The following is a 19,205-nucleotide window of genomic DNA, read 5'->3' as shown; positions in this document are numbered from 1 at the left end:
CCATTCTCAGATTACTCGGTTATGATGCAGTATCTTTGAATTCCGGTATGGGTATGCCTTCTACAGGCGGAGCCGGATGGGCCAATAAAGGATTCCCGGTGGTTGATGGCCAGCCTCAGCCTAATGCCGGAGATCATTCTTAAGTATTGGTAGTTGCAAACAGATAAACTGTTGATACAGCAATAAAGGTTACAAATAAATGAGCGGAGGCTTAGTCCAGCCTCCGTCATTTATTTTGCTTAAACCGGAAAAACTGTGATTTAGTTGCAACATAGCTTATTGACTTATTTTAAAAAAGCATTACACTTATAATTAGATAGTACGTCGGTTTAGAAGAGGTTGTTATGTTAAAAAAATCACAACAAAAACTAAATTTAGGTTTCTCTTTCTTCATACTCTTACTACTATTGCTATTGGTTCAGGTGAGTGTACAGCTAGCTTTAATTTTTTCAGTAAGCTTAGCAATTGGTTTTACAATGCAAAAATCCAGGATTTGCTTTGTAGCAGCTTTTCGTGATCCCTTGTTAGTTGGTACAACCAAGCTAACAGAGACTTTAATATTATTGTTGGTAATCAGCATCCCCAGTTTTGCCATTATATATAATTTATCCGATATATTTAATATATCATTAAGCTTGTATGTGACTCCTTTTGGTGTTCATACCTTTATCGGCGGTATTTTGTTTGGGATAGGTATGGTTTTGGCCGGCGGATGTGCTTCCGGCATTCTAACGCGTGTTGGTGAAGGCTTTGCTATGCAAATGATAGCTTTATTGGGGCTATTCATCGGAGCGTTTTGGGGTAAATACTCTTTACCATACTGGCTTTCGATATTTCATGAATTTCCCGGGATATTACTTCCGGATATCATGGGATGGATCCCCGCTGTGGCTATTCAGCTTTCGATATTACTCCTTTTATGGAAAGGCATTCGTTGGTGGCAGAAAAGGTAAAAAAGGAAGTTTGGTGAAGAATGGTAACTTATTATTTAGATATATGGGGCGAAATGTGCCCTATTCCAATAATAAAAACAAAGCGTAAGTTGAAAGAAATGGCAAATGGTGATGTTTTAGTTTTAGAAACTGATCATAGTTGCACTAGCAGGGCTTTAGTACTCTGGGCGCAGGAACAAGGTCATGAAATCGAGGAAAAAGAAGTCTCGAACGGAATATGGAGACTAGAGCTGACCAAAAAGCACAACTAAAAAGGAGTGCCTTATGAGAAAAGAACTACAAATAATTTATAAGGGACCTTGGGCATATTGGGTTGGTGCAGTTATATTAGCAATATTGAATATTATGGTCCTGTTGATCAGAAAAAAACCTTGGGGGATTACAACGAATATTGAGGATTGGTCAATATGGCTGGCGGCAAAAATCGGTTTAATTAATAACTTAGACCTTACTTTCAAGCAATTATTATTATCTGACGGTACTTATATTAATCTGGGAGTGATTTTAGGTGCTTTTTGGGCTACGATCGTTGCTTCACAGGCACGTTTCCATCCTATTAAGAACAAGAAATTTGCTATTTCCGCGTTAATCGGTGGAATACTTATGGGCTTTGGAGCTCGTATAGCCTATGGATGCAACATCGGATTGGTTTTGAATGGTATTGCTTCCAGTTCATTATCGGGGTGGATTTTTACGGTTGCGGTTTTTATTGGGTCTTGGTTTGGGGCAAAATTATTATTACGTTTTTTAACGTGAAGGATATTGACCTAATACTATTTCTTGTGCAACATGATATGTTCGTAAAGTATGAAAAAGAGGATGATTTATTCTCCGGAATATCTCATCCTCTTTCTATTGCTTTTAGTAGATTTTTGGCCGTTAACATAAGAAGCGTTCTTCCGGGTCGGTGAGAAACTTTATCAATTGTCGAGTCTTAGAAGATAAATAATGATTATCAAGTTTAATAATATTGTATTTTAAGGGCATATCCAGATCGGTAATTGTAAGGGCCTTAAGTGTTCCTTGATAGATTTCTTTCTTTACGGATAATCGTGGGACAACAGCTCCTCCCATTCCTGCCTGTACGGCTGACTTTATAGCGTCTATAGTCGACATTTCAGTAATTATCTTAAGATCCTCAATGGAATAACCTTGTGTTTCAAGGAATTGGACGAGAACTTTACGGGTGCCCGATCCAGATTCACGCATAATTAAAGGCTGATTGAGGAATTCCTCTAAACTTATTTTATCTATTTGGGCGGGATGAGAGGGGGGGACAATCAGTACTAGTTCGTCTGAAGTAACATGATGGGTACTAAAACCCGGCATATCAGGAAATATTTCCGCCACCCCAAAATCCACTTGTTCTTCCTTTACTTTACGCAGTATTTCTTCCGCGTTGGCAATTTCCAGACGGATATTGACCTCGGGATATTCCTCTTTAAATAAATAAATCGAACAGGGAAGGGACACATTACCAATCGTTGTACTTGCCCCAACAATGATTTGGTTGTTTTCATGCTGCATAGTAATTTCCAATTGCTGTTCCATTTCCTCCTGCAGTGCTAAGATCCTTTGGGCATAGTTATAGAAGACTTGCCCAGCTTTCGTAAGGGAAACTCCTTGTTGAGTTCGCTCAAATAATGGGCCTCGGTAATATTCTTCCAAATTCTTAATATGTGTGCTAACCGCAGGTTGGCTTAAATGCATCACCTTGGCAGCTTTAGAAATGCTTCGGAACTTGGAGACAGCGATGAAAATTTTTAATTGATAAGTGTCCAAATCATTCACCTGCTTTCATGTATTTTATTTAACTTGATTAGAAGGATCTAACTATAAAATAGGCCTCACTTTATGTTACAACATAACTTCGTTTTTGAATAGCTTAACATGTTTAAAGTTCACCTGCTATTCCCTGAGCATTTAAGCATGTAAAAGCAAGAATGCATCCAAAGCAATAATTTAAAATTATTAAAGTATAAAAGTTCGTTATACATATATAAGTAGTTACGATAAGTCGGAGTATAGTATTTTTAATAAAATTATGTGAAAATAATATCAATGACGAACATAATAATAGGTTTGGAGGGAAAGAAGTGAAGAGGAGAGAGTTTCTAAAATATGCACTTTATGGCGCAGGGGGAACAGCCATCACTGTTGGTGGTTTTGGCACCTTGACCAAAGTCGCTCCCCAAAAAGTCTTAGCTGCAACCGGTAATGAAGAAGCCACTGTTTTTTCAGCATGTGAAATGTGCCGTAATCAGTGTCCAATTGCAGTTAAAGTTTCTAATGGGAAAGTCACAAAGATTGAGGGGAATCCCAATGACTCCGTGTTCGGGGGGGTTATTTGTGGAAGGGGCAATTCAGGACCATCTTTATTGTACGACCCGCAAAGACTTAAAAAACCCATGATCAGAACCGGGGACCGGGGAACCGGTAAATATAAGGAAGTGACCTGGGATGAGGCCTATACTTATATTGCTGAAAAAGTAAAAGAAATTCAAACAAAATACGGTGGCGAAGAAATTGCCTTTGCCAGTCGAAAAGGACCCCATGATGTATTCTTCCGCACCATTGGGAAAGGAATAGGCAGTCCTAACCTTTTTTCACATGAGGCTAGCTGCCCCATGACTCGTTCTGTAGCTTTGGACAGTATGTTTGGTGTGGAAATGATTGCGGCCGATTATGCAAATGCCAAATATATTATTTCCTTTGGGCGTAACTGGTTAGAAGGCATTCACATTGCCCAGACCAGAGGGATTATGAAGGCTCTTGACAAAGGCGCGAAGATTGTTTCCCTTGATCCCCGGTTTAGTGTAACAGCATCCAAAGGGGAATGGTTACCTATCAAAGGAGCAACTGATTTGGCCTTTGTTATGGCCATGGCCAATGTCCTTATCAATGAAGACCTCTATGACAAAGATTTTGTAGAGCGGTATACTTCAGGTTTTGAACAGTGGAAAGAGGCAGTTAAGGATAAAACACCGGAATGGGCAGAAAAAGAAACCGGAATTCCCAAAGACACCATCGTTAGAATTACTCGTGAGTTTGCAGATGCTTGTCCCAATGCACTCATAGAGTTCGGATGGCGGACAGGGCTTACCACCAATGATTATCAACTGCGCAGGGCCATTATGATGGTTAATATGATGATGGGGAATTTTGAGGTTCCGGGGGGATATTATCGGGTTAAAAATGCCGGAGTAACCAATAGATTCCCAGGCATGACCGGCTATGCCAAAGCCCTTGGCTCTGTAAAACAACCAGAATTTCCGAAACCTGCCACAAGTAGAATCGATGGTACAGGGATAAAAGGAGTACCTGGTCAGATCATCCCCGAGGGTGATGGTGCTGTCGGGCAAATAGCTGAGTCAATCCTTACGGAAAGGCCTTATCCTATTAAAGGCTGGTTTATCCATCGCTTTAATCCCGTGATCAGCTTGCCGGAAAGTGAGAGAACTATCGAAGCCTTTAAGAAATTGGACTTGCTGGTAGTTTGTGATCTTTACATGACCGATTCGGCCATGTACGCCGATGTTATTCTTCCTGAGTGCACCTATCTTGAACGAAGTGAACAAGTTTATGATATGTCCGGCTTAACGCCTAAGTATGTGATTCGCCAAGCCGCAGTACCTTTAGTTTATCCTGATACTAAACCTGCTTGGCAGATTTATAAAGAACTGGGTGAAAAAATGGGCTTAGGGCAGTATTTCCCTTATGAAAATATTGAGGAATTTATTAATCAACAATTAACTCCTGCCGGCTTAACCCTGGATCAGATGAAGGAAAAAGGCGTTTGGACACCTGAGGGAATGAAACCTTTTTATATTCGTAAGGATCCCCTAGCCTCTTTGGATAACGTATTAGCTAAACCCAGTAAGAAAATTGAGTTTTATTCTGAAGAAGTGCAGCATGCCACCAAACAAGGAATCCCCCCATACGTTCATCATCCTCAACCGGAGGAAGGCAAATTCCGGTTTGTGCAGGGGAAAGTGGCAGTGCATACAAATGCCGGTACAGCAAATGTTCCGGTGCTTAACGAATTGATGCCCCAAAATTCACTCTGGATTAACAAAGAAAGTGCCGATAAACTGGGAATTGCCGACGGGGACGAAATCATTATTTCGTCTGGAAAATATGAGCATAAAGGAAAGGCTAAAGTAACCCAAGGGATCCGGCCTGATACGGTATTCTGTTATCATGGCTTCGGGCGTATTTCACCTGATATGAAACGAGCCTATGGTAAAGGAATTAATGGTAATAAACTGATTGATAATGTCATAGGCGAAGTCGGTAATGTCGTTACTTCTATGAATTTTGTAACCATTAAAAAGGCATAGGGGTCAGTTTTCTCATAAAAGAAGCAATTAAAGGTGGGGATTTCATTGACTAAAGCAGCAGAATTATATTTATCTTTTGCAGGGATATTTCACAGGCCTCACCAAGAAGTTGCAGAGCACCTTGAAGAGCTGATTGAATTATGGCGGGAAGAAATTCCGGAATCTATGACCTATACAAAGGAAATCGAAGATTTCTGTCGGGAATACCCTATGGTGAATAATCGATTAGATGCCCTATGGGAGCATTATATTCCTTTGTTTGAGGCTGGAGATATCGAAGCCGTACCATATGCCTCTGTTTACTCTGATGGACTGGTTTTGGGCCAAGAGGCAGAAGAGGTAAGAAAATTTTATCTTTCCTGTGGGTATGACATCGGCAGCGATAATATGGAGCTTCCTGACCATCTGGCAGTTGAACTCGAGTTTTTAGCTTTACTGGCCAGAGATCATAGAGCTAAGGAATTGGTCGAGTTTGAAGAAAAGCATTTAAGACCATTCCTCAGCATCCTGCTGCCATTGATTATTCAAAGCAATCGACCTGTTTATTCAAGTGCCGCGAAAATTATGGAAAGATGGCAGTATCATATGGAGAGAAAGGGTGATTAAATTGGCTAAGCATTACGGTATGGTAATACAGATTGCTAAATGTATTGGATGTCAGGCCTGTACCGTAGCCTGCAAATTCCAAAATGAAGTTCCTGAGGGACAGTATAGAACAATATCACCGGCTTCCGGACCTACAGGGTCCTATCCGAATGTCAGTATGCATTTCGGTAAAGAAGCGTGTCAGATGTGTCAAAATGCACCATGCGTTCATGTTTGTCCGACAAAAGCATCACATTATGATGAGAATGGTCTGGTTATGATTGATGCTGATAAATGTGTCGGGTGTAAGTATTGCTTAACAGCTTGCCCTTATGATGCACGTTTTATCAACTCAGTGACCGGGGCTGCGGATAAATGTACTTTTTGTTTTGAAGAAAGGGTATCCCAGGGCCTTAAACCGGCCTGCGTGTCAACTTGCGTGGGAGGATCATTAAGTTTTGGGGACATCAATGACCCCGAAAGTGATGTGGCCAAAATACTCGCAAAACATAAGGCGGAATTCCGCAAAGGAGAACTTGGAACAAAACCCAGCGTTTACTATATTTATGATGGGGTGGTGAGATAATATGGATATTATTTGGGGTATGCCGGCCCAAGAGCACCTTCCCTGGGCTGGTATGATTGCTTTGTATTTGTTTCTAGCCGGTATTGCCGGCGGGGGATTTCTGACCGCTTCACTGACGGATTTATTCAGCAAGAATAAGTCGGCCAAACTTATTAAAGCAGGTGCGCTTATTGCGCCGATCGCTATCGTATTCGGATTGGGGTTACTGGTATTGGACCTCAGCAAGCCATTTGCTTTCTGGAAACTCTTAATCCATGTTAATGGAAGCTCTGTCATGTCCATTGGTACATTTATCATTTCGACATTTGTAACATTTGCCTTTATTTATGCATTTCTTGTTTGGGGAGATTCCTTCAGTTCCAAAACAGGATTAGGGGCAAAAGCGGCGAAGTTAGCTAGTCAACTTTCCGCCTTAAGAAAGCCGGTGGCTTTGATCGGTGCCCTGTTGGCATTGTCTACGACAACCTATACAGGCTTTCTCCTCTCAGCGGTTTCAACGAATGCCTTGTGGTCAACACCATTCTTGGGCTCAACAGTGGTTCCTTTCCTAGCTGTTCTTTTCTTGATCTCAGGGGTCTCTACTGGTTTGGCGGCAACTTTGATCGGTGCGTCTAAGGAAGAAGGCTTAGGGTTTTACAAAAAAGTGGATATTGTTCTGATTGTACTGGAGATCATTCTCTTGGCAGTGTTATATCTATCCGTAAATCCAATGTATTTCAGCGGCTCTATGGCTAACCTATTCTGGATCGGTGTAATGATTTTTGGTTTGTTGCTACCTTTAGTATTGTCCATCTACGGCATGATTAAGGATCGCCATTGGGTTCTACCCGTTTATGGGGCGGTTATTGTTGGTGGTTTATGCCTTCGCTATTTCATTGTTTATTCCGGACAGATGTTTTAATTAGGGTTAATTAAAAACAAAACCGTTTTGCGGCTGAGCCAAGAAACGGTTTTGTGCAGTATATTGGAAAATTATTGAGAGAAACCTTATAATTAGTATTATGGCGTCAAAAGGGGAGAGGAGGGACCGCTTTGAAGCTTTGGATCGTTACTGGTGGCTGTGGTTTCATCGGGAGTAATTTTATTCGTTATATGATTCAAACGGAAAGTGTTCGCATTGTTAATCTTGATAAGTTAACCTATGCGGGTAATCTCGCTTCCCTCGGGGATGTATCGGAGCATCCACATTATTCTTTCATCAAGGGTGACATTGGCGATCGAGCTTTAGTCACCGGCTTGCTCAAGAAATATCGACCTGATGGGGTCATAAATTTTGCTGCGGAATCTCATGTGGACCGTTCCATTGGTGGACCGGATAATTTTGTTCATACGAATATTTTAGGGACCTTTGAATTGTTGGAAGCAGTACGCAGTTATTGGTATGAAGAAGACCTACAAGATGATTTTCGTTTTTACCATATCTCAACAGATGAGGTATATGGGTCCTTGGGCAGCAGCGGATATTTTACTGAAAATACCCCCTACGCCCCCAACTCTCCCTATTCTGCATCCAAAGCTGCTGCTGATCATTTGGTAAGAGCCTATCATAAAACTTATGGACTGCCGACTTTAATCACTAACTGCTCCAATAATTACGGTCCTTTTCAGTTTCCGGAAAAGTTGATTCCTCTAATCATTCTCAATGCTCTTAATCACAAACCATTACCCATTTATGGCGATGGTCAAAATATCCGTGATTGGCTTTATGTACTCGATCACTGTGAAGCAATAAGAAGGGTCATGGAGCATGGTCAATTGGGCGAAATCTATAATATAGGCGGGAAACAAGAAAGAAGCAACCTTGAAGTGGTGAATAATGTGTGTGATCTACTGGATGAATTATCTCCGCGGCAGGATGGCCATAGTTACCGACAGCAAATCACTTTCGTGGAGGATCGACCGGGGCATGATCGGCGTTATGGAATAGATTATACGAAAATAACAAGGGAATTGGGCTGGGAGCCTCAGGAGACTTTTGAGAGTGGACTGAGAAAAACCGTACAGTGGTATTTAGATAACAAAGGGTGGTGCCGGCAGGTCGAAAAAAGAGGTGATAGGTTTGACTAAAAAGGGAATCATATTAGCCGGAGGATCGGGCAGTCGCTTATATCCGCTCACGTTGGCTGTAAATAAACACCTGTTGCCGATTTATAACAAACCCATGATCTATTATCCACTTACCACGTTAATGCTTGCAGGTATAAGGGAGATCTTGGTCATAACGACGCCTCAGGATAAGTTTTTATTCGAGAGAGTATTATATGATGGAAGCCAATGGGGGATAAGCATAAAGTATGAAATTCAGCCAAATCCCGAGGGATTAGCCCAGGCTTTTATCATTGGTCGGGAGTTTATTGGGAAAGACAGCTGTGTCCTTATTCTAGGTGATAATCTTTTCTATGGTAATAGACTAGGGGAGATGCTTGCCCGAGCTGCCAAGAAAGAAAGTGGGGCAACGGTTTTTGCATATTGGGTGAAAGAACCGGAACCATATGGAGTTGTGGAATTTGACCAGGACGGTCAAGCGATAAGTCTGGAAGAAAAGCCCCCAAGGCCAAAAGCCAATTATGCAGTCACCGGTCTTTATTTCTATGACAATAAGGTGGTCGATATTGCAAGGAATTTAGAGCCTTCCCCCAGAGGAGAGCTGGAAATCACGGATGTTAACAAGATATATTTAAATAATCAAGAATTGAATGTGGAAATACTGGGACGTGGATTTACCTGGTTGGATACCGGTACTCCGGAATCTTTACTGCAGGCGGCAAATTTTATTCAGACCCTTGAAGAACGTCAAGGGTTAAAGGTTGCTTGTCCGGAAGAGATCGCTTACCGGATGGGATATATTGATGGGGAGCAAGTACACAGATTAGCTGATTCCCTTCATAATAGTTATGGGCAGTATCTTAAAAAGATAATTAAACTTGGTTAAAATGCATTGACTCAAGGCTAATTGAGTAATTGCTAAGCTGCCATGATTAAATAATGATAATGGTAAATTTAAAAGACGTACCAATGCCTAGATTATTTCTTTTAATCGATATTCCCAGAATCGGTTGGAGACCAAGCGAAGGCAGAAGGGATGCCTGCTCCAGTTCTCGATATTATCCAGAGATAGTAACAAAGCATAAGCTTGCCGGCAAGTCCCGAGCAAGGGGTAATTTTTACATAGATAGGCAAGGTTAGAGAGAATAGCTTCTTGACGATCCCGGTGGAAAAGGTTTTGTACATAACGCCTACTTAAAGGGCTTAAACGGTATTGTGCTAGCTCGGAAGCTAAGGGCTTCAGTTCTTCCTTGCTGAAATGTATGACCGTTAATTGTGGCAAATCTGCCAGCTGCTCTGCTCCCTCTAAAAAACGCAGAAGATTTTCTTGAATGGTAAAAGGTGAAAAAGGAAAGACACCGGGGGTTTCGGCAAGAATACGTATGCGCAATAAGTTGGCTTGCAGGAACTCCGACACCTGGGTAATCGGGCTAATCGGGCCCTTTTCCAGGTCGCGAATGATTTTTCCTAAGTGTTCGTTTCCTTCGCAAGCAATATATTCCCATTGGGGAAGAAGGGATATAAGGAGTTGGCCCAGATAGGCTCCCTTAGATTCAAATATTTTATAGCGACTTAAGGTCGTAAGGGTTTCCACGTTGGGGTCGGCTAAGAGATTGCGTAGCATCTCCGGGTGCATGCGCAGCCGGGTCTGAATTTTTTTGTCGAAGGAATTCATGGGCGTTCTCCTCGTGTAATACAAATTTTTAAGATCTAACAATCGATATTAGTGTGTGAGAACAAACCCTTTCTATGCCCATCAAAATTTGGTATAATTATTCCAGCCATTGGCAGAGGGTGGGTGGATGTATGGATAATGAGAAATTCCAAGATTTGATGTTGGAACACTTTGGCAAGGTGCTTAACAAGTTAAGTGTTATGGAAGCAGATTTAGCAGAGGTAAAGACAGATGTAGCAGGACTAAAGACCGATGTAGCAGGACTAAAGACCGATGTAGCAGGATTAAAGACCGATGTAGCAGGATTAAAGACCGATGTAGCAGGATTAAAGACCGATGTAGCAGGATTAAAGACCGATGTAGCAGGATTGAAGACTGATGTAGCAGGATTGAAGACTGATGTAGCAGGATTAAAGACCGATGTAGCAGGACTGAAGACTGATGTAGCAGGATTGAAGCAGTCCCAAACATATTTGGAGGAAGAGTTAGCCGGAGTTAAACAGTCCCAGCTACGTATGGAAACAGAATTTGGTAGGAAGTTGGATGTTCTTTATTACGATTGGCGAGAGACCCAAAAGAAGTTCAATGAAGAAGTGAAGCTTGAACTAAAGATTCTGAGCACTAAGGTGGAGGCCTTACAGATGGAATCCAGTAAACATGATCGGGAAATTAGGGAATTGTTTTTAATCGTTCGTGGAAAAGAAAAGACTAAACAGAATATGTAATAATAAAAGCCGCTCCCCTAAATTAGGGGAACGGCTTTTTGGGCCTTTGGCGGGAGACCACAGATCGGTTGTAGGGGCGGTCTTGGACCGCCGGCTATTTTCTTAGAAAGCAGGATAGACATTGCCTTTATAGGTATCTTCGATGAATTTCTTAACTTCCGGGGTGTTAAGGGCTTTGACTAATTTCTGAAGGTTGGGATCATCCTTACGACTTTCTTTTGCTACAACAATGTTGGCATAAGGGGAGTCTTTTTCTTCCATGTAAAGTGCATCCTTTGTTGGGTTTAAGCCACCCTCTAAGGCAAAGTTGGTGTTGATAACTGCCGCAGCTATCTTTGCATCATCGATTGCCCGGGGAAGTTGGGCCGCTTCAATCTCAGCGATTTTTAGATTTTTGGGATTTTCAGTAATATCTAAAATTGTTGCTTTGAAGCCAGTACCCTCTTTAAGTTTGATCAATCCGGCGCTTTGCATTACCAATAAAGCCCGTACGCCGTTAGAGGGATCATTAGGAATTGCGATGGTATCCCCATTTTGCAGGTCATCCACTTTAGTAATCTTTTTCGAATAGAGGCCCATGGGTTCGATATGAACTGTACCAATAGCTGCAAGCTTTAGGCCCTTATCAATGGTAAAGGTCTCAAGGTAAGGAGTGTGTTGGAAGAAGTTGGCGTCAATTTCGCCGGAATCTACGGCAGGATTCGGAAGAGGGTAATCCGTAAATATCTTGATTTCAAGGTTGATACCTTCTTTTGCTAGTTCGGGTTTAATGAATTCGAGAATTTCGGCATGGGGAACAGGTGTGGCTCCGACCTTGATGGTTACAGGCTCGTTGGAATTGCCCGAGTTTTGAGCCCCGCTGTTTTGGGGAGCGCCGTTTTGGGGGGTGCTGCCACAGCCGGTTACCAGAAGGGACAGGGCAACAAGGGAGCCAATAATTAAGGTAGATAGTTTGCGTTTTGAACGAATCATCTTTTTTCCTCCTTGAATTTTTTAATTTTTCTCTTTTTGAACCCGTAAAACATGATGACGTTTGAGTAAAGTACTCTTGCTTTTATCTATGCTGCAAGTCCTTTCTCTAGGCCTCCCTACAGTGTTACCGGTATTACCTTGGACAGGCTAGAGATTGACTTGAAACAAGCTTAATGATGGGTAAGTCGGCGTGCCAGCATGGTGCCGAGGGACTGGATGATTTGGACGATAATCACGAGAATTACAACTGTATAGATCATTATATCGGTCCGGAAGCGGTTATATCCATATTGAATCGCCACTGCACCTAATCCGCCCCCACCAATGGTTCCGGCCATGGCCGTATAACCGATGATGCTAATGGTGGTGATGGCGATGCCTAAAACAAGGGAGCCCTTGGCCTCAGGGAGAAGCACTTTTTTAATAATTTGCCAGGGAGAAGATCCCATGGAGAGGGCCGCTTCAATGACACCATAGGGGACCTCTTTAAGTGAGCTTTCCACCATCCGGGCCACAAAGGGTGCAGAGGAAAGAACAAGAGGAACGATGGCGGCTCTAGTACCGATATAAGTGCCGACAATGAAGCTGGTAAAGGGGATGATCAGAACTAATAAGATGATAAAGGGTATGGAACGGAAAACATTAATTACTGTACCTAAGATGCGTTCAACCCAGGGATTGGGGAGGATATGACTAGGTGAAGAAATAACGAGAATTACTCCCAAGGGAACTCCCAGAACATATGCTAGCAGGGTTGAAGCAATAACCATATAAATGGTTTCCCAGGTAGCCGGTGTTAAAAGCTGGATCATAGTATCCCAATATTGAGGGTTAGTAAAATCAAACATTTTGGATCACCTCCACCTTTAGTTCACGTTGAGCCAGGTATTGATGTGCGAGGGCTAACTGTTCGGGATTTCCTTGAAGTTCAAGAGTCAGGGTACCAAAAAGGGTGGAACGGAGGTGATCGATACTGCCGTAAAGGATATTGGCTCTAACTGCGCACTCTTGCATCAGATCAGCAATGATGGGGTCGGAGGCTCGTGAACCAAGGAATTGAATGCGGATGATTTGAGAATTAGGATGAGTAGCCAGTTCCCGAAGCAGATCCGCCGGAAGTTCATAGGGAAATACTGTAGAGATGAACTCCTTGGCAATGCTGGACTGGGGCTGAATGAAGACGGATTCCACTGGTCCCTGTTCCGCGATCTTTGCTTCGTGGATAACGGCTACATCGGTACAGATTTCTTTTACCACTTTCATTTCATGAGTAATCATGATAATGGTCAGGCCGAGTTTTTGATTAATATCTCGCAAAAGGTCTAAGATGGATAAGGTCGTCTGTGGGTCCAGAGCGGAAGTGGCTTCATCACAGAGGAGAACTTTTGGGTTGGTAGCTAAGGCACGGGCAATACCTACCCGCTGTTTTTGACCGCCGCTAAGCTGGGAAGGATACGCATTGGCTTTATCTTCTAGGCCAACTAACGGTAGTAATTCCTTGACTCTTGTTATGATAGCTTGTTTCTTATAACCGGCGATTTCTAAGGGATAGGCGATATTGTCAAAGACTGTCCTTGATTGAAGGAGATGAAAGTGCTGGAAAATCATGCCGATTTTCTGGCGCGCTTGCCGAAGTTCGCGAGCGGTCATCCGTGTCAAATCCTGACCATCGATAATAATCTTGCCGCCGGTGGGTTCCTCTAAGCGATTAATACAACGGACTAAGGTACTTTTTCCGGCACCGCTTAAACCGATAATGCCGTATATAGCTCCTTTGGGAATATGAAGGGAGATATCTTCTATAGCAATTACTTGGTTTTTGCGGGAGGTGTAAACTTTAGTAAGGTTCTCAATTATAATCACTGCTTTTCCTCCTCAGATGGTTCTCATAATAAAGAAAACTCCACGAGGAAATCCGCGGAGTTTATATTTCGGCTTTCCTCTCATCTCCCAGTATTTCCTGCAGGATTTAGCACCGTGCATTTTTCATGCCGGTTGCCGGGTTTCATCGGGCCAGTCCCTCCACCTACTCTGGATAAGAGTTTTTTATTCAATTCGCTAGTCTGGATCTCTTGAAGTCTTGACTGAAGTTTATAATAACATAGTGGATTAGCTTTTGGCAAGTAAATTTTATATAACAAGAAAATGTACATACTTAAGAAATAACCTTTAAAATTTACGTAACTGGCCTGATGATTATTGACAAGGGCTCTATACTTTAATAATTTAAAGTATTGAAGCATAAGGAGATGATTTTATGAAGGAACATGACCAAGATGAGATTATGGGAATTGATCAGCGCCTGCGTGATTCTTTAACCGACTCGTTATTTGATGCAATTTTATTATTAAAAGATCGGGAAGAATGTTACCGATTCTTTCAAGATATCGCCACAGTGGCAGAGATAAAAGCTCTGGCTCAACGGCTGGAAGTAGCCAAGCTCTTAGAAAAGAATGTAACCTATACTACCATAGCTCAATCTACCGGTGCAAGTACGGCTACTATTAGCCGGGTAAAACGGTGTTTATATTTCGGGGCGGATGGGTACCAAATGGTACTAGGACGATTAGCAGAAAAAGAAAACGAAAAGGGGAAGGAGGAGGATTGATATGCCTCGTACATCCCTAGGATTACGGATCCCCGAGGGGATGCATGATATTCTACCGGATGAATTAGCCTTACAGGAGCAGGCAGAAGCAAAAATTATGGATTTGTTTAATGCGTGGGCTTATCGTAAAGTTGTAACTCCGACATTAGAGTATGGTGCGTGTATTCAACCGGTGGAGGAAGAGGGGGATTCTTTCTTTAAGTTATTTGATCGTCAGGGGCACGTGCTGGTATTGCGTCCGGAATTAACTACCCCCATTGCCCGGATGGTGACCACTCGCCTGAGGGGAGGGAGACTTCCTTTAAGGCTTTGCTATGGGGCGGATGTTTTTCGCTATTCCAAATCCCATAAACAGGAGTTTCGCCAGGTAGGGGTCGAGCTCATTGGTTCGGCTTCTTCTGCCGCCGATGCGGAGGTTATAGCTTTAGCCGTTGAAGCCTTGGGACAGATTGGTGTGAAAGATTTTCAATTTAACTTGGGCCACATGGGAATATTTACGGGGATTATGGACGAGTTAAAGGTACCCCCGGAATTTAGAAGTAATTATGAGGAGAAACTAGCTCGTAAGGATTTCGTGGGAATTGAAAGACTAGTAAAAGATTATGGCTTTGCAGCAAGGGTTGAAGGAATTTTGCTCAGGCTACCCCATCTTCACGGCAAAGAAGATATGCTGAATCAGGTTCTTGCATGGAGTGAGGAGCCTTCTCTTCGGGAGGCGGTTGATTCCCTTAGACAAGTCTATCAGTACTTGAAGGATTTTGGCGTGCAGGAATATATCTCGCTTGATCTTGGGATCTTACGGGGTTTTAGTTACTATACAGGTGCGGTCTTTGAGGGTTATGTCCCAGGGGTGGGGTTCCCGATCGTGGAAGGGGGGCGCTACGACTCTTTATATGGAGAGTTTGGGGATGATTTAGCGGCCACAGGCTTTGCTATCAACCTCAGGGCAATTATGGAGCAATCCGGTGGAGGCCCGGTAGAAGCTGCCGAGGTCTTAGTCTATGGCAAGAATGTTTCGCAAGTAATCCGCGAGACTCAAAGACTTCGCCAAAATGGGAAAAATGTTGAAATGTCCCTAGAACCTTTAACCAAAAGGGAAGCCGAGGAATTAGCCGCTCAAAAAGGGATTAAAGGTTTATTCGAAGTCTAGAAAGACTTCCCTAGTGGGGGACCAAAGAAGTATGGGGTCATTCTGAACGCAGTGAAGAATCTTTTGAAGATCCGACTCAGCGCTCAGGATGACATTTTTTTAAGCACCCGTTTGTTCAGGGCGTTTCTAGATAAATATTAAAAAAGTATTGCCAGGATATATGGAGGTTGTTATAATTACCTTAACACTCCATCGCTTTAACTTAGTAAAGCGATAAACAAAAACAATAAACAATAAACAACAATCTGCAAATTTAAAATTATTAACTTTAGACTAAGGAGTTGAGAGAGATTGCCTCGTAATTTCTTGACCATAGCACTGCCCAAGGGGAAATTATTAACAGACTCTCTGGAGGCTCTGACCAAGGTCGGCATCCGGTGCCGGGATGTCAGTGAAGAATCACGGAAGTTAGTTTTCCCCCTAGAAAAGGACCAAGCCCAAATCATTATATGCCGTCCTACGGATATTCCCACTTTTGTTGAATATGGTGCTGCTGATCTTGGTTTTGTGGGAAAGGATACTCTTTTAGAAGAAAATAAAGATGTAGTAGAACTCCTAGATCTTGGTTTTGGCTATTGTCGCTTTGTGGTGGCTATGCCGGAAGAAAAAGTCCCTCCACGTCTCGCTGATGGGAACTATGATTTGAGCGGGTTGAATCATCAACGGGTAGCAACTAAGTTTCCACGGGTGGCGGAGGAATTCTTCCGGCAGCAGGGAATGCAGGTTATTCCCATCAAGCTCCATGGCAATATCGAATTAGCTCCTCGGGTAGGACTTTCGGAGATGATCGTAGATATTGTTTCCACGGGGACTACCTTAAGGCAAAATAAGCTAGTGGAAGTGGCACCCATTCTTGAGGCTACCACTAGGTTGATTGCCAATCGGGTTGCCTATCGGATGAAATACGAACGCATTAATGAGCTGATGGAAAAACTTCGCAGGATCCTTTGTTAGCTTATAAGTATTTTGGGGCTAAGATACTTCACTATCGTTCAGTATGACAAAGGCTAGGATTTGGTGTCATCCTGAAGGAAGGATGACTTAAGGCCTGGCGAAGCCGGGTTTTCTTTGGCTAGTCGGAAAGTATAAGTCTGCGGGCGCATAAGGGCAACCAGCGGCCTCTTCTTCGCTAAAGCTCGTCGAAGCCGGGTTTTCTTTAATAATTGGATGGTAGGAGGTAAGGATATGGAGATCAAAAATCTTGAGGAATTGGATTTGTCTACCCTCACCCGCAAGTCCTATGGCAATGATCAATTACTTGAGCAAAATGTGGCTGAGATTCTCTTGAAAATCAAACAGGAGGGAAATTCGGCTCTCTATCAGCTTACAGAGAAATTTGATGGTGTTGATCTACGCTCTTCCGGGTTGCGGGTAAGGGAAGAGGAGATTACAAAAGCCTATTCATTAGTTGATAAGGAATTTTTAGAAGCAATTCGTCAAGCTCAGGAAAATATTACAGTCTATCACGATAAACAAAAGCGTAACTCCTGGTTTGCCCCTAAAGACGACGGCAGCATTTTGGGCCAGCTCTTGCTTCCTCTGCAAAGAGTCGGCATTTATGTTCCTGGGGGCACAGCAGCCTATCCTTCTTCGGTGCTTATGAATGCAGTCCCAGCGGCTGTAGCGGGGGTTAAGGAGATTGTTATGGTCAGTCCACCCCGAAAGGATGGAACTCTGCTGCCGGAAGTCCTGGTCGCCGCAGCCGAAGCCGGAATCACGGAAATCTATAAATTAGGTGGAGCTCAAGCCATTGCCGCCTTAGCTTTTGGCACTGAGGAGATTCCTCCCGTAGATAAGATCACGGGGCCCGGCAATATCTACGTCACTTTGGCCAAGAAGCAAGTCTTTGGCACGGTAGATATAGACATGCTGGCCGGTCCCAGTGAGATTTTGATTTTAGCTGACGAATCGGCAAGACCCCAAGAGCTTGCAGCCGATCTTCTTTCCCAGGCTGAACATGATCCTTTGGCTTCTTCGATTTTGGTTTCTCCCGATCGGGAGCTCTTGGAAAAGACTGTGGCGGAGGTGGAGAGGCAGTTGCAGGACTTGCCCCGCCAAGAAATAGCAAGAGCTTCCTGGGAAACCTATGGTGCTGTTATTTTAGTAAAGGATCTGGAGGAGGGAATGGCTTTAGCCAACCAAATTGCTCCTGAGCATTTTGAGTTAGTGGTTAAGGAACCCTACAATTGGCTAGGTCGAGTAAAAAATGCCGGGGCCGTATTTTTAGGTCGGTTCTCCCCCGAGCCGGTGGGAGATTATTTTGCCGGACCCAACCATGTTTTGCCCACAGGGGGGACGGCACGCTTTTATTCACCTTTAAACGTAGATACCTTTATGAAAAAAATCAGTGTGATCAGTTATTCGGAACAGGCTCTTCAGCGGGACGGAAAACATATTGCCCTCTTAGCCCGTAAAGAGGGACTAGAGGCCCATGCTCGGGCAGTGGAGGCAAGGAAATTATGGTAGAAAGAATATGTCCGGAAGATCTTATGCGGCCCCGGATCCGAACTTTAAAAGCCTATGAAACTAAAAGCATCCCTAACTGTGTTAGATTGGATGCCAATGAAAACCCGTTTCCTTGGCCAGGGGGAATGAAAGAGGAGTTGTTTAGCTCTTCCTTTACTCTTAACCGCTATCCGGATGGGGAAGCGGAGGAACTTAGACAAGCTATCGCCAGTTATACCGGAGTACCTGTCGAAGGAATATTGACCGGCAATGGTTCCGATGAGCTTATTCAATTAGTCTTAGCAACCTTTGGAGGGGAGAAACGTGCCTTGGTTATTCATTCCCCGACTTTTAGCATGTATGGGGCAGCCGCCAAAGTTACCGGAACAGATACTATCGAAATTCCCCTTCTGCTTAAAGAGGATGGTAAAAGTTTTCGGTTGGATGTGGAAGGAATTCTTAAGACGGCGGCCCGGCCCGAGGTCCATATCATCATTATCTGTAATCCCAATAATCCTACGGGTACCCTATTCCCACGGGAGGATATCTTAAAAATCGTGCAGGGATCGGGAAAGATTGTCGTTGTTGACGAGGCATATGGAGAATTTTCCGGAGAGAGCCTTAGGGATCAGATTCCCAACTATCCTAATCTTTTGGTCTTGAAGACCTTTTCCAAGCTTTTTGCCATGGCTGCCCTGAGACTGGGTTACCTCCTTGGGCAGGCTTCGACTATCGAATTGTTAAATCGTGCTCGCCAGCCCTTTAATGTGAACAGCTTTAGTCAACGGGCGGGAGTTCTTGCTTTGAAGTATATTGAGGAATTTCATGAACAGGGACGTATTCTGATTGCTGAGATCGAAAAGATTACAAATGGGCTAAAAAATCTGCCCCAAATCAAGGTCTATGCTACGAGGTCCAACTTTGTCCTCTTTCAGACGGATAACCCGGAAGAACTCTATCAAGAGTTGATCCGGAAAGGATTCCTCATTCGTAATATGGGTAATCTGCCGGTAATCGGTAAAGCCCTAAGGTTAAGTGTCGGTCTGCCGGAAGAAAACACAAGACTGATCAGGGTACTTAAAGAGATGATGGGGTGACTTGGTTATTGTCATATAGAGCG

20 protein-coding genes, 1 pseudogene and 1 riboswitch are annotated in these 19,205 nt (G+C 43.3%); of the genes and pseudogenes, 16 read left to right on the top strand and 5 right to left on the bottom strand.

Annotation, left to right across the window (positions count from 1 at the left end; translation table 11 throughout):
* The 4 genes and pseudogenes from AC1U9U_RS04860 to AC1U9U_RS04845 form a co-directional block, all read left to right on the top strand.
* A pseudogene (locus AC1U9U_RS04860) lies at positions 1-143 on the top strand (rhodanese-like domain-containing protein); the annotation flags it as partial.
* A gap of 201 nt (positions 144-344) precedes the next feature.
* Positions 345-953 carry a YeeE/YedE thiosulfate transporter family protein gene (locus AC1U9U_RS04855; RefSeq protein WP_479959425.1) on the top strand — a complete coding sequence of 203 codons (609 nt, stop codon included), beginning with the start codon at positions 345-347 and terminating at the stop codon, positions 951-953.
* 20 nt (positions 954-973) lie between these two features.
* Positions 974-1,204 carry a sulfurtransferase TusA family protein gene (locus tag AC1U9U_RS04850; RefSeq protein WP_479959424.1) on the top strand — a complete coding sequence of 77 codons (231 nt, stop codon included), beginning with the start codon at positions 974-976 and terminating at the stop codon, positions 1,202-1,204.
* Positions 1,205-1,217: 13 nt separating this feature from the next.
* Positions 1,218-1,709 (top strand): YeeE/YedE thiosulfate transporter family protein, encoded by a 492-nt coding sequence (locus tag AC1U9U_RS04845; protein WP_479959423.1) that lies wholly within the window; start codon positions 1,218-1,220, stop codon positions 1,707-1,709.
* Between the two features lie 123 nt (positions 1,710-1,832).
* Here the strand turns inward: AC1U9U_RS04845 and AC1U9U_RS04840 are convergent, their stop codons facing one another.
* On the bottom strand, positions 1,833-2,744 hold the full coding sequence (locus AC1U9U_RS04840) for a LysR substrate-binding domain-containing protein (RefSeq protein WP_479959422.1): 912 nt from the start codon (positions 2,742-2,744) through the stop codon (positions 1,833-1,835).
* A gap of 305 nt (positions 2,745-3,049) precedes the next feature.
* On the opposite strand from AC1U9U_RS04840, the gene phsA reads away from it, so the two are divergent.
* The 6 genes from phsA to rfbA all read left to right on the top strand — a co-directional run bounded on the left by phsA (position 3,050) and on the right by rfbA (position 9,396).
* The gene (phsA, locus tag AC1U9U_RS04835) at positions 3,050-5,293 is read left to right on the top strand and encodes a thiosulfate reductase PhsA (RefSeq protein ID WP_479959421.1); all 2,244 of its coding nucleotides are present in this window, start codon (positions 3,050-3,052) and stop codon (positions 5,291-5,293) included.
* Between the two features lie 45 nt (positions 5,294-5,338).
* A complete protein-coding gene (locus AC1U9U_RS04830; RefSeq protein ID WP_479959420.1) occupies positions 5,339-5,899 on the top strand; it encodes a TorD/DmsD family molecular chaperone in 561 nt (186 codons plus the stop codon).
* A 1-nt stretch (position 5,900) separates the two neighbouring features.
* Positions 5,901-6,464 carry a 4Fe-4S dicluster domain-containing protein gene (locus AC1U9U_RS04825; RefSeq protein ID WP_479959426.1) on the top strand — a complete coding sequence of 188 codons (564 nt, stop codon included), beginning with the start codon at positions 5,901-5,903 and terminating at the stop codon, positions 6,462-6,464.
* A gap of 1 nt (position 6,465) precedes the next feature.
* On the top strand, positions 6,466-7,365 hold the full coding sequence (gene nrfD, locus AC1U9U_RS04820; RefSeq protein ID WP_479959419.1) for an NrfD/PsrC family molybdoenzyme membrane anchor subunit: 900 nt from the start codon (positions 6,466-6,468) through the stop codon (positions 7,363-7,365).
* A gap of 131 nt (positions 7,366-7,496) precedes the next feature.
* Complete coding sequence (rfbB, locus tag AC1U9U_RS04815; RefSeq protein ID WP_479959418.1) at positions 7,497-8,531, top strand: dTDP-glucose 4,6-dehydratase; 1,035 nt, start codon at positions 7,497-7,499, stop codon at positions 8,529-8,531.
* Positions 8,524-9,396, top strand: coding sequence for a glucose-1-phosphate thymidylyltransferase RfbA (gene rfbA, locus AC1U9U_RS04810; RefSeq protein WP_479959417.1), 873 nt, complete (start codon positions 8,524-8,526; stop codon positions 9,394-9,396). Before rfbB ends, rfbA begins: the two co-directional genes overlap by 8 nt.
* An 87-nt stretch (positions 9,397-9,483) precedes the next feature.
* Here the strand turns inward: rfbA and AC1U9U_RS04805 are convergent, their stop codons facing one another.
* Complete coding sequence (locus AC1U9U_RS04805) at positions 9,484-10,185, bottom strand: hypothetical protein (RefSeq protein WP_479959416.1); 702 nt, start codon at positions 10,183-10,185, stop codon at positions 9,484-9,486.
* A gap of 131 nt (positions 10,186-10,316) precedes the next feature.
* On the opposite strand from AC1U9U_RS04805, the gene AC1U9U_RS04800 reads away from it, so the two are divergent.
* A complete protein-coding gene (locus tag AC1U9U_RS04800; RefSeq protein WP_479959415.1) occupies positions 10,317-10,910 on the top strand; it encodes a hypothetical protein in 594 nt (197 codons plus the stop codon).
* Between the two features lie 102 nt (positions 10,911-11,012).
* Here the strand turns inward: AC1U9U_RS04800 and AC1U9U_RS04795 are convergent, their stop codons facing one another.
* The 3 genes from AC1U9U_RS04795 to AC1U9U_RS04785 form a co-directional block, all read right to left on the bottom strand.
* Entirely contained in the window at positions 11,013-11,882 is an 870-nt protein-coding gene (locus AC1U9U_RS04795; protein ID WP_479959414.1) for a MetQ/NlpA family ABC transporter substrate-binding protein, read from the bottom strand.
* Between the two features lie 170 nt (positions 11,883-12,052).
* Entirely contained in the window at positions 12,053-12,730 is a 678-nt protein-coding gene (locus AC1U9U_RS04790) for a methionine ABC transporter permease (RefSeq protein ID WP_479959413.1), read from the bottom strand.
* Positions 12,723-13,745: a methionine ABC transporter ATP-binding protein gene (locus AC1U9U_RS04785; protein ID WP_479959412.1), complete on the bottom strand. Its 1,023-nt coding sequence runs from the start codon at positions 13,743-13,745 to the stop codon at positions 12,723-12,725. Before AC1U9U_RS04785 ends, AC1U9U_RS04790 begins: the two co-directional genes overlap by 8 nt.
* Before the next feature lie 77 nt (positions 13,746-13,822).
* Positions 13,823-13,924, bottom strand: a riboswitch (SAM riboswitch).
* Positions 13,925-14,139: 215 nt separating this feature from the next.
* Between AC1U9U_RS04785 and AC1U9U_RS04780 the strand changes: the two genes are divergently transcribed.
* The 5 genes from AC1U9U_RS04780 (at position 14,140) to hisC (ending at position 19,182) form a co-directional block, all read left to right on the top strand.
* Positions 14,140-14,490 (top strand): YerC/YecD family TrpR-related protein, encoded by a 351-nt coding sequence (locus tag AC1U9U_RS04780; protein ID WP_479959411.1) that lies wholly within the window; start codon positions 14,140-14,142, stop codon positions 14,488-14,490.
* A gap of 1 nt (position 14,491) precedes the next feature.
* Positions 14,492-15,640, top strand: a complete 1,149-nt coding sequence (gene hisZ / locus AC1U9U_RS04775) for an ATP phosphoribosyltransferase regulatory subunit (protein WP_479959410.1) — start codon at positions 14,492-14,494, stop codon at positions 15,638-15,640.
* A gap of 291 nt (positions 15,641-15,931) precedes the next feature.
* Complete coding sequence (hisG, locus tag AC1U9U_RS04770) at positions 15,932-16,594, top strand: ATP phosphoribosyltransferase (RefSeq protein ID WP_479959409.1); 663 nt, start codon at positions 15,932-15,934, stop codon at positions 16,592-16,594.
* Between the two features lie 231 nt (positions 16,595-16,825).
* Positions 16,826-18,106: a histidinol dehydrogenase gene (hisD, locus tag AC1U9U_RS04765; RefSeq protein ID WP_479959408.1), complete on the top strand. Its 1,281-nt coding sequence runs from the start codon at positions 16,826-16,828 to the stop codon at positions 18,104-18,106.
* Positions 18,100-19,182: a histidinol-phosphate transaminase gene (gene hisC / locus AC1U9U_RS04760; RefSeq protein WP_479959407.1), complete on the top strand. Its 1,083-nt coding sequence runs from the start codon at positions 18,100-18,102 to the stop codon at positions 19,180-19,182. Before hisD ends, hisC begins: the two co-directional genes overlap by 7 nt.
* The last annotated feature ends 23 nt before the right edge of the window (positions 19,183-19,205 follow it).

This window comes from Desulfitobacterium sp. (genome assembly GCF_982384815.1).
The sequence above is the reverse complement of the archived record's forward strand: the minus strand, read 5'-3'. Positions and strand labels throughout refer to the sequence as shown.

What these genes read in the sequence shown, in the direction of transcription:
- AC1U9U_RS04790 (WP_479959413.1), bottom strand. Translation starts at nt 12,730, where the DNA reads ATGTTTGATTTTACTAACCCTCAATATTGGGATACTATGATCCAGCTT.
- hisZ (WP_479959410.1), top strand. Translation starts at nt 14,492, where the DNA reads ATGCCTCGTACATCCCTAGGATTACGGATCCCCGAGGGGATGCATGAT.
- AC1U9U_RS04795 (WP_479959414.1), bottom strand. Translation starts at nt 11,882, where the DNA reads ATGATTCGTTCAAAACGCAAACTATCTACCTTAATTATTGGCTCCCTT.
- AC1U9U_RS04800 (WP_479959415.1), top strand. Translation starts at nt 10,317, where the DNA reads ATGGATAATGAGAAATTCCAAGATTTGATGTTGGAACACTTTGGCAAG.
- hisD (WP_479959408.1), top strand. Translation starts at nt 16,826, where the DNA reads ATGGAGATCAAAAATCTTGAGGAATTGGATTTGTCTACCCTCACCCGC.
- AC1U9U_RS04855 (WP_479959425.1), top strand. Translation starts at nt 345, where the DNA reads ATGTTAAAAAAATCACAACAAAAACTAAATTTAGGTTTCTCTTTCTTC.
- nrfD (WP_479959419.1), top strand. Translation starts at nt 6,466, where the DNA reads ATGGATATTATTTGGGGTATGCCGGCCCAAGAGCACCTTCCCTGGGCT.
- AC1U9U_RS04845 (WP_479959423.1), top strand. Translation starts at nt 1,218, where the DNA reads ATGAGAAAAGAACTACAAATAATTTATAAGGGACCTTGGGCATATTGG.
- AC1U9U_RS04780 (WP_479959411.1), top strand. Translation starts at nt 14,140, where the DNA reads ATGAAGGAACATGACCAAGATGAGATTATGGGAATTGATCAGCGCCTG.
- AC1U9U_RS04805 (WP_479959416.1), bottom strand. Translation starts at nt 10,185, where the DNA reads ATGAATTCCTTCGACAAAAAAATTCAGACCCGGCTGCGCATGCACCCG.
- AC1U9U_RS04850 (WP_479959424.1), top strand. Translation starts at nt 974, where the DNA reads ATGGTAACTTATTATTTAGATATATGGGGCGAAATGTGCCCTATTCCA.
- hisC (WP_479959407.1), top strand. Translation starts at nt 18,100, where the DNA reads ATGGTAGAAAGAATATGTCCGGAAGATCTTATGCGGCCCCGGATCCGA.